This is a genomic window from Candidatus Poriferisocius sp., from assembly GCF_965219775.1.
In the GTDB taxonomy this organism is placed as follows: domain Bacteria; phylum Actinomycetota; class Acidimicrobiia; order Acidimicrobiales; family Bin134; genus Poriferisocius.
The window spans coordinates 2129388-2142038 of record NZ_OZ244793.1; the positions used below are offsets into that span (position 1 = coordinate 2129388).

Annotated in this window: 13 protein-coding genes; 6 read left to right on the forward strand and 7 right to left on the reverse strand. The window is 64.5% G+C overall.

The features are described from left to right. Positions 1-134: 134 nt before the first annotated feature. From ACOQPQ_RS09460 to ACOQPQ_RS09475, 4 genes are all read left to right on the forward strand, one after another. Positions 135-386, forward strand: coding sequence for a hypothetical protein (locus tag ACOQPQ_RS09460; RefSeq protein WP_420639194.1), 252 nt, complete (start codon positions 135-137; stop codon positions 384-386). After that, entirely contained in the window at positions 383-652 is a 270-nt protein-coding gene (locus ACOQPQ_RS09465) for a ribbon-helix-helix protein, CopG family (protein WP_420639195.1), read from the forward strand. Before ACOQPQ_RS09460 ends, ACOQPQ_RS09465 begins: the two co-directional genes overlap by 4 nt. Before the next feature lie 595 nt (positions 653-1247). Next, entirely contained in the window at positions 1248-1871 is a 624-nt protein-coding gene (locus tag ACOQPQ_RS09470) for a nucleotidyltransferase domain-containing protein (RefSeq protein ID WP_420639196.1), read from the forward strand. Further along, entirely contained in the window at positions 1864-2271 is a 408-nt protein-coding gene (locus ACOQPQ_RS09475; protein ID WP_420639197.1) for a DNA-binding protein, read from the forward strand. The genes ACOQPQ_RS09470 and ACOQPQ_RS09475 overlap by 8 nt, the downstream gene beginning before the upstream one ends. A gap of 23 nt (positions 2272-2294) precedes the next feature. Here the strand turns inward: ACOQPQ_RS09475 and ACOQPQ_RS09480 are convergent, their stop codons facing one another. Then, on the reverse strand, positions 2295-3080 hold the full coding sequence (locus ACOQPQ_RS09480) for a DUF5131 family protein (RefSeq protein ID WP_420640385.1): 786 nt from the start codon (positions 3078-3080) through the stop codon (positions 2295-2297). A gap of 236 nt (positions 3081-3316) precedes the next feature. Between ACOQPQ_RS09480 and ACOQPQ_RS09485 the strand changes: the two genes are divergently transcribed. Next, on the forward strand, positions 3317-4549 hold the full coding sequence (locus ACOQPQ_RS09485; RefSeq protein WP_420639198.1) for a hypothetical protein: 1233 nt from the start codon (positions 3317-3319) through the stop codon (positions 4547-4549). 231 nt (positions 4550-4780) lie between these two features. Beyond that, positions 4781-6046: a DUF222 domain-containing protein gene (locus ACOQPQ_RS09490; protein ID WP_420639199.1), complete on the forward strand. Its 1266-nt coding sequence runs from the start codon at positions 4781-4783 to the stop codon at positions 6044-6046. A 72-nt stretch (positions 6047-6118) separates the two neighbouring features. Here ACOQPQ_RS09490 and ACOQPQ_RS09495 read toward each other — a convergent pair whose 3' ends face one another. From ACOQPQ_RS09495 to ACOQPQ_RS09520, 6 genes are all read right to left on the reverse strand, one after another. Then, a complete protein-coding gene (locus ACOQPQ_RS09495; RefSeq protein WP_420639200.1) occupies positions 6119-6853 on the reverse strand; it encodes a PaeR7I family type II restriction endonuclease in 735 nt (244 codons plus the stop codon). After that, positions 6850-8553: an Eco57I restriction-modification methylase domain-containing protein gene (locus ACOQPQ_RS09500; protein WP_420639201.1), complete on the reverse strand. Its 1704-nt coding sequence runs from the start codon at positions 8551-8553 to the stop codon at positions 6850-6852. Before ACOQPQ_RS09500 ends, ACOQPQ_RS09495 begins: the two co-directional genes overlap by 4 nt. 103 nt (positions 8554-8656) lie before the next feature. After that, positions 8657-9541, reverse strand: a complete 885-nt coding sequence (gene istB / locus ACOQPQ_RS09505) for an IS21-like element helper ATPase IstB (protein WP_420639202.1) — start codon at positions 9539-9541, stop codon at positions 8657-8659. After that, entirely contained in the window at positions 9538-10830 is a 1293-nt protein-coding gene (gene istA, locus ACOQPQ_RS09510; RefSeq protein WP_420639203.1) for an IS21 family transposase, read from the reverse strand. Before istA ends, istB begins: the two co-directional genes overlap by 4 nt. 251 nt (positions 10831-11081) lie before the next feature. After that, positions 11082-11510, reverse strand: coding sequence for a Zn-ribbon domain-containing OB-fold protein (locus ACOQPQ_RS09515; protein WP_420639204.1), 429 nt, complete (start codon positions 11508-11510; stop codon positions 11082-11084). Continuing rightward, positions 11507-12589 (reverse strand): thiolase family protein, encoded by a 1083-nt coding sequence (locus ACOQPQ_RS09520; RefSeq protein ID WP_420640386.1) that lies wholly within the window; start codon positions 12587-12589, stop codon positions 11507-11509. The genes ACOQPQ_RS09515 and ACOQPQ_RS09520 overlap by 4 nt, the downstream gene beginning before the upstream one ends. Positions 12590-12651: the final 62 nt, after the last annotated feature.

Sequence of the window (12651 nt, forward strand, 5' to 3'; positions counted from 1 at the left end):
CCCGAGATAGTCAGCAGCACCTCCCCCCGTCACTCCCCCTCACTGTACGGCACCAGCAACCACCCCGACTCTTCCTTCCCAGCCCCTTCCTCACCCCTCTGCGATGCCCCCCTTAGGCGTGTTACGCTTAGCTTGTGCTGATGCTCGGGTCGGCCTACCGGCACGGGTTGGGCAACGACGACATCCGGCACGCTTGGCAGCACCCCTTGGGTTTCTATGACATTAGAAGGGACCATGAACCGACCAAGAGCCTCTGCAACGGACCCGATCGCGCGGGCAACTTGCTTGAGCTGCTGTACCTCCAGGCCACCGACGACGACTTGATCATCCACGCCATGCCGCTGCGCCCGGTCTTCCACACCTATCTCGTCGGAGAACGACCATGAGCACCGAGACCGAACCGAGCAGTGCCGTGGCTGGCCAGGAGATCGAGGCCATCGCTGTGGAATTTGAACGTCGCGAGTTCACCCCCGACGAACTCGGCCGCATCAAACGGACACACCGTCGCTCCCCGAGAATCGGGGAAGCACGCGCCGAGGTGTACACCTTCCGGGCATCACCCAGCTACAAGAACCGAATCAGGCAAAGAGCAGAAACCGAGGAAAAGTCCCAGAGCCAAGTGATCCGAGACGCCCTCGACGCCTACCTCTAGCCCCCAACCCGCTCCTCGACCCGAGTCAGGTCGCAAGCCTCGGGGCCGAAGCGCCGCCTCAGCTCTCGCCCCGTTCCTCGACGGCGGTTCGCGATCTGATGTGCTCCTCGAACATCTTGTCCGCCACCCGGCGACCAAAGGCCCGCGGATTCTCAGTCGAGATAGAACTTTGATGCTTCTTAGCCTCTCTCAACCTCATGAGCTCCTGACGCACCGCCTCCTCGTTTGGCCGTGTCATGGCGTCCTCCCCGCTGTGCCGACGTCCCGCACTCTGCGATCGTGGCCAAGATACCGCGATCTCCATGCCATTCAGGGACACGGCCAAACTGCCATCGTTTCAGCGGATCGCAACTCCGGTGAGTCCGCCAATGGCCGAGAAGCAACCTACTCCCGGATGTCAGAGCCGAGAGTCCGATTTGCGACGCCATCCGCATTGCCAGGCGGGTAGCATGACCCCTGAAGACCCCGGAAAAGTCCCTGCTCAGGCAAACGGCCGGGGTTACGTCTTTCTCGGCGGTCGTGGACTCGGGTCCCATCTGTCTCAGAAACGAAACACTTGTTTCACTTCCGAGTGCAAAGAGGTAGCCTTGCCGACGTGGACTTTGTACGTCCGGTGGAGGCCGTGATCCCAGGAACGCAAGGGCGAGTCTTGGCCGTTCTGGCCGAGACCACCGCCGAACTCAACCTGCGTACCGTGGCTCGGCTCTCGAACGTCAGCCCGGCCCAGGCGTCGCGGGTGCTGCCTGGGCTCGTTGAGCTGGGCCTGGTTGAACGTCGAGAAGTGCCTCCGGCGTCGCTGTTCCGGCTCAATCCGCAGCATGTGGTCGCCAAGACCCTGCAAGAACTCTCGCGCTCGCGTGAGAACGCCCTAGATCTCATCAGGGACGCCACTGATGAGATGCAACCTCAGCCCGCCAGCGTGGTCGTCTTCGGTTCTTTCGCCCGAGGTGAGGCCGACCACTACAGCGACATCGATGCCCTCATCCTCCGGCCCACAGGCGTCGCTGAAGACGACGAAGGTTGGGCCTCCAGTATGGAGCAGTGGCGAACACATGTCTTCGCCATCACGGGCAATCCCGTCGAGGTCTTGGAAGCTGACCAGGCCGAGGCCGCAACCAAGCTCGCGGGCGAACAACAGGTGTGGCAGGACATCGCCCGTGATGGCATCGTCATCCGTGGAGTGACACTTGAGGAGCTGCGAGGAGAGGCTCATGGCTAGACCCATACGAACCAGACCGGTTACCGCCGCACAAGTTCGGGCGTATGCGGCCAAGGCCCAGGAATACGCCGATGCAGCCGCCAGCGAACTCGAGTCCAATCGCTACATCGCCGCCACCAGCCTGGCCATCCACGCCGGGATCAATTCAGCCGATGCTGTCTGCGGCGCCCGCGTCGGTCAACGTGCCGCCGGTGAGGACCACGACCAAGTGCTGGCCCTTCTCAGGCAGGCAGGACCCGACGGCGCCAGCATTGAGAAGGATCTTCGCCGGCTACTACCACTCAAGACCAGGGCACAGTACGAACCTGACGACGTTGCCCCCGGAGTCGCCACCAAAGCAGTCGAGCGAGCGAAGCGTTGTGCAGCATTGGCACACACCGTGGCGGCCAGCACCCGATAGCAACGACCGCCGCTGCCGTTGATTCAGCGATCTTCGGCCCAAAAGTGTGCAGGCCCGAAGCCCCATGCGACGAGGGACGCGGGCATTTGGTCGTGGAGGGTGCCGTCGAGGGTTCGGCCTCTGGCTTTGGGGGTGCGGCCACCCCACTGCTTGAAGAAGAAGGCGACACCTGCCTCTCCGCACTGGTCGCGGAGATCGCGGACCCAGGCCTCCTCCATGGGGCGGGCGTTGGGGCCGCTCTCTCCCCCGGCGATGAGCCAGTCGATGTCCGAAAGGTCGAGGTCAGAGAGCGGGCCGAGGAGGGGTTCGGCGCTAACGAACCGCACGGTCGCGTTCACCGACCGGAGGTGATCGAGGCGGAAGGCGTAGCGGCGCGACTCCACGCTCACCCCCATCCACACGTTCGACGGCCAATGGAGGTCGTCCGCTACGGCAGCGAGCCGCTTCGACCGCTTGGTCAGCACCTGGTAAGTGTGCTGCGGCGTCTCGGCCATCACCTCGAACACTCGCTGAATGAAGCCGAGTGGAACCTCGGGGTGGAACAGGTCACTCATCGAATTGACAAAGATGAGCCTCGGCGACCTCCACCGACGAGGCGCTTCCAGGGTGCCCTCGTGCGTGGTGAGAGCGAATCCTGGTCCGCTGGTGCGTGGGTCACCATCGTTCTGATACTTGGCCTGGCCCATGGCCCGCAGCCGCTTGGCCAGCGTCATCGCGTAGCAGTTGTCACAACCCGGCGAAGTCTTGTCGCAGCCCGTGGTCGGATTCCACGTGACCTCCGTCCACTCAATCCCCGACCGATCAGCCACAGCCGCTTGCTCCCTGGATCTCTCCACGCCGCACGATGCTACGAAGGAGGTATGACAGTTGCATGAAGGTGTTGCGACACCGCCCCCCGTCACTCCCCCCACTGTACGGCACCAGCAAGCAGCCGCACCCCTCCTCCCCCACCCACTCACCGCGGTTCAGTGGCAGTGGCCGGGTGGTTGGGCGCGCCGGTTCTCCGCTGGGTAGCTGTCGCTTCCGCGCGTACCATGGGTAGGTCATGGAATCCGACCTCGGCTACCTGCCACGTCTCCAGTCACGTGAAGAGTACGTGGACCACCTGGAGGGCTTCGCTCTCCCCACGGTTGACGCGCTTCAGAACGGCAAGCCTACGAGAACACTCATCAAGACCTACATGCTCGAAACGGCGAGAAACGACCACCAGACACCCGATCTGGCTTCGGTGTTTCCCGGGCACGTCCAGCTCTACCGCTTGGACGACACGATGTTTCGGGTCGAGGACTCGACCCACGACGGCGAAGTGGTTGGACTGCTGGAGGCTCTCAGCGACCGGCACCCAGTTCTTTACACCACGCTTGCCTCAGACGAGAGCAACAAGTGGGTTCGACAGACAGTCGACAGCAATGCCTGGCTGGACCGCCTTTGGCTGTCCTCACCCATTCTCTTCGAGCTCTGGAAATATGTCCAGAGGAACACACCTGACCACCGGTACGTTCGTCTCGGTTTCGAGCACGAAGCAAGGTACGAAGCGACAGGCAGCATAGACGATACAATCGATCATGCGGACATCACGGAAGACAGCGACCCAGACGATGGCATGAGTCAAGACTTCATTGAACGTCGCCGATCTAAGGTGACTCTCACAGAGCGACTCTCAGTTCTCAACGCAAAACTGGATGCTCTTCTGAAGCTCTATGATCCGCTTCACTCTCTGGTCCAGCTACAAATGCCGAGCAGCGGGCGTGGCGGGCACCTCCTCTATTATGACGGTCGCGCCACCAACAGGAGCGACTCCTTCGTAGAGCATCGCTCAATGGTCACACTCGTGGTGGGGCTCTACCAGAGGGCCACAGAACGCGCTGAAGAGCAGCTCTGGGTGGATTTGAGCGACGCTGGGGTAGATGGTTACTCCGTCAAGGGTGCCCCGGTCACGATTCGATTCGGTCAACCTCTCGACGTACCAACCTTCGACCGCTTCGTTGAACTTGGACTGCAGAGGCGCACAAGTCGATTTCGGGTCGGTGGCTATCTCACCCGCCGCGGCCCAACCAAGGTCCACATGGCAGCCATCGATCGCCATCTCTGGCAGCCATTCCTCCTGGAGGCGACCAGCAAACAGCTTCTCGGAGTTCTACCACGAGGAACTTGCGGAAATACAGTGCATCGGCTGGTCACGAATGTGCAACGCCACCTGGACCCCAACGTGGAAGTATGGCTTGGCAGCGAGAAGTACAACACTGCCGTCGCGAACTCGATGGCCGCTCCAGTTTGATTGACCTCCTACGTCCCTCTGCCCCAGCCTCGACGTCAAGACTCTGACTCGATTGCAGTCCTTCTTTCAAAATCTGGGATTTCTTCATAAATCAGGGGGGATGTTGTCACCCTGGTCGGTACAATGACAGGTATGGACTTTGGTGCTTCTGCCGAGACATCTGATGTAGCTGCAGCAACCGGGGATTGCTGTTCTTGCGGTGCGCCTACAGCAGTCATTGCTGATTTTGAGTTGAAGGATTACTCGGAGCTGGGAACGTCGGATGTGATCAAGTTGGCGTTGCAGGGTGATGTGGCCCGCCGTCAGCTCGATGGGTACCTGGCCGGGGTGTTGGGCCGTCTGGGCGACCTCGAAGGCGAGGACGCCATGTTCGCGGTGTGCCAACAGTTCGGCCTGAAGTCCCGCAAGGCCCGCCGCCAAGCCAAGGTCGCTTCAGGGTTACGGGCGTTGCCCGAAGTGCTGGGGGCCACCCGGGACGGATACATCAGCATGGACCACGCCGAGATGATCTCCGCCTCCCACGCCCGAGCCCCCCTGGCCGACGGCGAGCATGTTGAGCTCATCATGGAGGCCATGCGTCAGGACTGCGACCAGTTCAAGAAGACCCTCGCCACCCGGGAAGACCAACGGGCCTCCATCGACGGGTTGTCCCGCACCGAACGCCAGCGGGCACGCCGTTCAGCCAGGGTGTTCGACGGGGACGACGACATGGTCATCCTCCACGCCGAACTCGACGCCATCGCCGGGCAACGCGTCAAGACTGCCATGGCCGCCATGAGCACCCGGCTGCTGCACCACGACGCCCGAAACGGCGACGAACGCAACTTCGATCAGCGCAACGCCGATGCCCTCGTCGCCCTCATCACCCAACAACCCGCGGGCCGAACCAAGGCAGAGGCTGCCGGGAGCGAACCGGCCAACGGGTTGTCCCTGCCATCCGCGGACGACGGGTCCGAGCAGCCCCAGGACAACCCCGAAACCGAACCCGCCGATCCTGTGGTGGACGGGCCGGCCCCGCAGAAGACGGTGTTGGTGGTTACCGCCGAGTACGACCCCATCTACGGGGTGCTCCAAGACGCCGAGTTGATCGACGGCACCCCCATCGAAGTGGAGGAACTCCGCCGCCTGGCCTGTGACGCCGACATCATCCCCGCCATCTTTGGCGCCGACGGCCAACCCCTCTACCTAGGCCGCACGCAACGTGCCCCGAACCAAGCCCAACGGATGGCGTTGTTCGCCCGAGACCAACACTGCGTCGACTGCGGCCTCGCCGCCCAGGCCTGCGACATCCACCACATCCTCCCCTGGGAACAAGGCGGACCCACCAACATCGACAACCTGGTCCTGCTCTGCCCCAAGTGCCACCGCCGAGCCCACCGCGCCGACCACCAACACGCCTACCACAAGCGACGCCGCCACAAGCTGTCTCGGCCAGCCGAACCCTGCGACCAACCACCGAATCCGGCCAGAGCCCCCGAAACCGTCTCGCTCTCCTGACCACGGGCACCCCGACCACCACCTGAGCTGCTTCGCCCTCAGGCTGCCGGAGCCTCCCGGATAGGGGGAGACTCAGCCCACCACAGCCTTGACGTGTTGGCATCGGCCCCAAAGCTGAGCGGCGAAGCCATTGAAAGAGAGCCATTGGTTGGGATACTTGTATGCCTCGGCGCCGCTGGTGATGGCTACGCAAGTGGCATCGAGCATGCGCTCCTGGTCGAGGCGCTCGAAGGCGGTGGCGTAGCGCTCGGCGTAGCTCATCCCGTCGAAGACCGGGTCGACCTTCATGCCATCGGGCACTGACTTTCCGGCGAGGAGGTGCTTCGGCTCAGTGGTCTTTGTTGTCTCCTCGACGATCATCAGGTAGCCAACCCACGGCCTGAGGCCGGAAACAAGAAGTCCTCTCTCGTGGGACTTCCAGACGTCGGCGGCTTGACCGATGGCTTCCTCCACCCGGTTGTTGAAGTTGTTCCCCAGGCTCGTGCCTTGGGACTTCGCCTCGACAATGGCAAGTGCGTGGCCCTTGTACTGGAGCACCACATCCCAGGCCTTGGTCTCCCGGTAGAAGCCGGGCAGATACATGGTGTCGCTCGGGGCCGGATCGGGATCGATGCCTGCGTCCTTCACGACTCGGCGGATCAGCGCCTCGAACGGCGACATGTGCTTGCCGGCCCGGACTGAACCGCTGGTCCCCTTGTCGGTGCGGCCTACGAGGTCGGCGGCCGACTGTTGTCTGGCCTTGATGTTCCAGAAGTCGCGAATTGCCGCAGCAAAGGCACTCTCGTAGTCCGGGACGCGTGTGGTCACGAATGCTCCCTCGACATCGTCGGGCGCTGTAGCACTCGGGTATTGGCATCCACGCCGTAGAGGGGCCAGGCGGCTGCGGATGCGGCTGCTCGGTCCCGGGCGCGAAAGGCAGCTCGGAGGTTTTCGCTCGCCGAATCGGGGATGGCTTCGGGGTCCGGTACCCGGATCTTCCTCAGGTACTGAGCCTGGAACCGGTAGGTGCCCCCTCGCATTTTGACGCAGTAGGCGCCGACGAAGAGATTGGCCACGTCGGACAGCAGAAGCCCGCCGAGGACTTCGAGGTCCCAGTGCTCGGACACCACGAAGTAGAGGTTGTGGTGGGGGTAGAACTGTCCATGCTCCAGCACCGGGTGAGCGGCTGCTTTCATGTCCGGCAGCAGGAGCTTCGGACGCGCCCGGAGACTCGGATCCACCTTGTCGATCGTCCGGTGCCATCTGCTCGGACACCGCCGCGCCACGTGGCGAGCCCGGACGCGCCGGCCGTGGGACTCGAGGTATCGGGCCAGACCGGGAAAGTCGGCCAACGCCACGAGCTCCCCGTCCTGCCAGGGGTTGACCAGGTATCGGCCACCCCAGTCCGGCGTGCCACCGGCAATGTCGGCGGCGGTCAGCAATGGCAGCAGCCTGCTCGATTCGACTCCCTCGGCCTGGGTCGTCAAAAAGACCTCATCGCAGCCGGTGGCCACGCCGATGCCGACTCGCGTGCCGGTTCGTGCGTCCTCAAGGGGGGCGAAGTGCTCTTCCAGATGGGCGATCAGCTCGAGGTCGCACGGTGCTCCCGCCGGCCAGTGTCCTCCTCCCGAGAACCAGGTCGGCAGTTCGGCGGCTCGGAAGGCGCCCTTGCCCAGGGGCGGATCGGCGTCGGCAACCGACATCCACTCCGCCACCGCCACAGCATCGTCAGGTCCGAAAGCCGCCGTCGTGTCCGTCACCTTGGCGGGGCCCTGGGGACCGTTGCGTAACACGGTGATGGCGGGATACGCCGCCACCAGAGTCGTGAAGGCATCGACGTCGTGGAGGACCACCAAACCGTCGAGGGCGTAGTTGCCGGCAACCAGGGAACGGAGCCCTTCGCCGTACTGGTTGCGCATCCAACGGTCGGCGCAGATGAACCCGAGCCGACCGTTGGGACGAAGAAGCGAGAGACCTCGCTCGAAGAAGCCGACGAAGATGTCGGCCCGACCGCGCATGGTGGACAGCTCCCGGCGATACCCTTCGCGCCGGTCGGTCGGCACATCCTCGAGGCGGATGTAGGGCGGGTTGCCGACCACGAAGTCGGCTTCCCAGCCACCATGGTCGGTCAGGAGAAAGTCCCCGCTGTTGACCCACGCCCCGGCCAGGCGCTCGGCAACATCGATGGGTTCACCCAGTTCGAGGAGCTTGTCCAGCACCGCCTTCCTCGTGAAATCGGCATTGTGCTCGAGCAAGTCGATGCCCCGGATGGCCCCGTCCATATCCCGAAGCGACCGACCGTGGCGATCGCAAGCCTCGGCGAGCCGCTCCACCACCGGGACAAGGAAGGCGCCCTGTCCACACGAGGGCTCAACGATGGTGGTGGCACCCAAGTCCTCGGTCGCTCGGTAGCCCACCAGATCGAGGATCAATTCGACGACCCATCGCCGAGTGAACACCTCTCCGTACTCCCCACCAGGGTCGGGCATCCCTCCCGTCTCCGGCGTGGTCACATCCATCAACGTCATCTGCGAAGCCCGGTTCACTCGGCCCTGTCCGTCGTCGTCTCTGTCTCTGCCGTTGGCTCCGTCGTCACCACCATCGTTGTCCCAGTCGTCGCCACTGCCCAAGCTACATCCCTGTAACTCCATGAGCGTCCACGCTGACGCCGCTCGCTGAATTTCCCCAGGGTTGCTCATCGAAATTCCCCACCCTGGTGGTGTGTGGATTGTAGGTGGCGGTTGTTGCGTCGGCGAGTTTTCGGGCTCGTGCCCGGTGGGTGCGCATGCGGTAGCTGTCGCCGGTGATGTTGAACACGACGGAGCGGTGCAGGAGTCGGTCCAGCATGGCTGCGGCGATGGTGGTGTCGTCGAAGATCTCTCCCCAGGAGGCGACGCCTCGGTTGGTGGTCAAGATGATTGAGCCGTTGAGGTAGCGCTGGGAGATGACTTGGAACAAGGCGTTGGCGTCTTCGGCGGGCATGGGCAGGTAGCCGAGTTCGTCGACGATGAGCACTGATGGGCCTTTGAAGAACCGCATGGTGTTGGCCCAGCGTCCTTCGACGGCGGCTTTGCGGCAGCGGGCGGAGAGATCGGCTGCGGTGGTGTAGTAGGTGCGGAGTCCGGCGTCGACGGCTGCGTGTCCGAGGGCGATGGCGAGCATGGTCTTGCCGACGCCGGGCGGGCCGATGAACAACACGTTGGTGGCGTCTTCTGTGTAGCGGCACGTGGCGAGGTCCCGGATCAATGCCTGGTCGATGCAGGGTTGGGCGTCGAAGTCGAAGTCGGCGAGTCGCCATGGTGCGGGGAAGTTCGCGAACCGCATCCGGCCGGCGTGGCGGCGGGCTTCGGTGGCGTCCACCTCTATCGACAAGAGGCGTTCCAAGAACTCGGTGTGGGTCAGCTTCTGGTTGGCTGCTTCGTCGAGTTCGCCGGGCAGGGCCTCGGCGATGGCCCCGAGCTTCAGGTAGGTGAGATGGGTCCGGACCTGTTGATAGATGGTCTCGCTTCTGGTCATCGGAGATCCCCTTCGACCAGGCGCCGGTAAACGTCGAGGTCGATCACCGGATCGGCTGCGGCCGCTTCGCCGATCAGCTCCGCAGCCAACGCCAACGCAGCGTCGGTTGGTGGCCGGTTCAGTTTGCGGCGACAGGGCTTGTCGGTGTTGAACGCCCCGAGCACCACGTTCTCCAACGCCTCGGTGTGCTCGGGCAACCGGACGGTCTGTTGGGCGCCACGCGGCGCCAGCCGATGCAAACAGACCTGCCGGCGGTTCGCGTGCACACCGATGGTGGGTTCGCCGACACGCCAGTGGATCTGCACCTGCGCGCCGACGAGGCCGGGTGGGACCGAATAGCGGTTGCCCCACAACGACACCAGCGCGTTCGCGGCCACGGTGCGGACCTCGATGACCTCGGCGGGGAACGGAACCGGCGGCAACGCCAACAACGGCTCGGTTTCGGCGATTTCAGCAACGGTCGAGCCGTCACGGCGGCGGGCATCGGCCATGGCCGCGCACCACGCGTCCAGGCCCGCCTGAGCCTCGGCCGGTGTGGTGACACGAGCAGTTCTCCACCACGACTGGGTCAGGTAGTCGATGGCCTTCTCCACCACCCCCTTGCGGTTCCCGTGACGGGGCGGACACGGGTCCACACCCACCCCGTAATGCTTCGCGACCGGAGCGAAACTCCGTTGGACTTGGCCGCTCTGCGGGTTGATGACCGTGGCCATCCGATCCACCCGCCAACGCTTCGCAGTGCCACCCAGCCGCCGCAGCACCTCGTCAAGACCAACAATGAGATGAGGCTGGTCATCGGAGTCGGAGAACCAGCCCCGGAACTTCCCCGAACACGACAGAGCCCCGACCAACACGAACGCCTTGACACCCCACGGCGTGTCATCCAGCTCCAACCAGTCCCACTGAATCTCCTCCCCAGGCGGGTGCTCGATATCCACGTGCGCTCGCCCATTGCTCGACGCGCACCGCTCGCAATGCGGACGCAGCCCCCGGTTCCGAACCTGGCGGGTGAACGTCTGATACGAACGCTCGAACCCCAGCCCGACGACCTCGGCGAACAACACCGTGGCCCGCACATGCGGATCATCCCTCAACCGCTGGGCCACGTACGGCTCGAACCGGTCGAACACATCCGACTCGGCCCGGCCGCGCACACCCGGTACCCGCTCCCCACTCAAATAGGCCCGCACCGTCTTGCGATCCCGACCAACATGACGGGCAATGGCCGAGATCGACCAACCCTGCTTCCTCAACGATGTGATCTCCACGTCTTCCTCCGGTAACAACATTGCGGCAGGACCCCTTCTCGTCGCTGACTCGGTGTCGCAACCGCCAGCATGAAAGGGGGCTCCACCCCAACAGGTGGACCCTCAGAAGTGGGGAAAATCAATGAGCAGAACTGGGGAGATCCCCGTGAGCGTGGTCAACGCTACCGAACACTGGTGACATCATCGGCGCCTTCACGCAGCCACAGCCTCCGTCGGCCTTCAACTCCCTGCCGGAAGACCGTGCTGGGGCTACTCCCTAGGGGGGCTACTCCCTAGGGGGTGGTGGTGGGTTCGAAGTAGGGGAGGGTGATTTCGTCGCTCATGGGGACGAAGGTGGCTTTGACCCGCATGCCGACGTGGACGGCGTCGACCGGGCAGCCGATGAGGTTGGCCAACAGCCAGAACCCCTCGTCGAGCTCCACGATCACCGCCACGTAGGGCACGCTGAACGCCGGGGTCTGGGGTCGCCACACGGTGGTCCAGGAATAGACCTCACCGTGCCCGGTGCTCACCTCCCAATCCAGGTCGGGGGAGAAGCAGGCCGAACACGCCGGGGCCGGGTCCATGGTGATGGCCTGGCACTGTCGGCACCGCTGGTAGCGCAGCTCACCGATCCGGCAGCCGTCCCAGTAGGGCTGGGAGTACACCGTGGGGACCGGGAGGGGAATGCCCGGCGACTGGGGTTGCAGCAGCTCGCTCACGGCGTGTCCGTTCCCAGCAGCATCACGTCGGTGAACAGGGCGCCGGCCCCGCCGTTGGAGCACATGGCCACCTCGGCACCGGGCACCTGGGCCGACACACAGGTGCCCCGGAGCTGCTCCACCCCCCGGATGACCCGCTGGAGCTGCTGCACCGCCGCCCCGCCGTGGCTGAATGACATGGTGCCCCCGTCGGTGGTCACCGGGAACTGGCCGCCGGGACCGATGCGGCCGTCCATGATGAACTCGCCCCCCTCACCCTCCCCGCAGAAGCCGTAGGCCTCGAACTGGCGGATGATCTCGAACGAGAACGGGTCGTAGAACTCGCACACGTCCACGTCGTGGGGGCCGAGTTCGGCCATGGCGAACGATTTGGCCGCTGCCCACCGACCGACGTAGCCGTTGTTCTCGCCGTTGGGACCGGCCAGATCCCACGACGGGGGATGCTGGTAGGAGGGGCCGAAGCTGTCGCCCGCCCCGCCCAGGATGTACACCGGCTTGGTGGGCAGGTCTCGGGCCCGCTCCCGGGTGGTGAGGATCAGCGCGCAGGCCCCCTCGGAGGTCATGGCGCAGTCCAGGAGATGGAACGGGTCGGCCACCATGCGGGAGGCCAGGATGTCGTCGGGGGTGAACGGCCCCCGCCCGTGATACACCGCCTCGGGGTGGGCGTGGCCGTTGTTGCGGACGGTGGCGGCCACGGTGGCGAGCTGCTCGGGGGTGGTGCCGTGGGTGTGCATATGGCGTTGGGCGATGAGAGCGAACTCGGCGGCGGTGAACATGCCGTAGGCCACCACGAACTCGTTGGCCGGCCGGGTCCACGGCGCGGTGGAGGCCCGTTCGGTGTAGATGCCCGCCGACCCGTGGGCCACCAGCACGGTGTGGCATTGGCCGGTGGCGATGGCCGAGGCGGCGTCCAACAGGATGGGGATCGACGGGGTCATGTAGTGCCGCCACGCCGGGCCGTTGCGCATGTAGTAGGTGAGGGGGCCGCTGAACGGACCGGCGGCCACACCGTCGATGTCGGCGGGCGACAGCCCGGTGTCGGCCAACACCCGCTGCACCGCCTGCACCGTGATGGTCATGGAATCGTGGCCCTCGAGCACTCGGGCCTGATCGGAGTTGGCGATCCCGACGATGGCCACGT

Coding starts and splice junctions, on each gene's coding strand:
- ACOQPQ_RS09465 (WP_420639195.1), top strand. CDS start 383: ATGAGCACCGAGACCGAACCGAGCAGTGCCGTGGCTGGCCAGGAGATC.
- ACOQPQ_RS09475 (WP_420639197.1), top strand. CDS start 1,864: ATGGCTAGACCCATACGAACCAGACCGGTTACCGCCGCACAAGTTCGG.
- ACOQPQ_RS09485 (WP_420639198.1), top strand. CDS start 3,317: ATGGAATCCGACCTCGGCTACCTGCCACGTCTCCAGTCACGTGAAGAG.
- ACOQPQ_RS09500 (WP_420639201.1), bottom strand. CDS start 8,553: ATGACGTTGATGGATGTGACCACGCCGGAGACGGGAGGGATGCCCGAC.
- istB (WP_420639202.1), bottom strand. CDS start 9,541: ATGACCAGAAGCGAGACCATCTATCAACAGGTCCGGACCCATCTCACC.
- istA (WP_420639203.1), bottom strand. CDS start 10,830: ATGTTGTTACCGGAGGAAGACGTGGAGATCACATCGTTGAGGAAGCAG.
- ACOQPQ_RS09520 (WP_420640386.1), bottom strand. CDS start 12,589: ATGACCATCACGGTGCAGGCGGTGCAGCGGGTGTTGGCCGACACCGGG.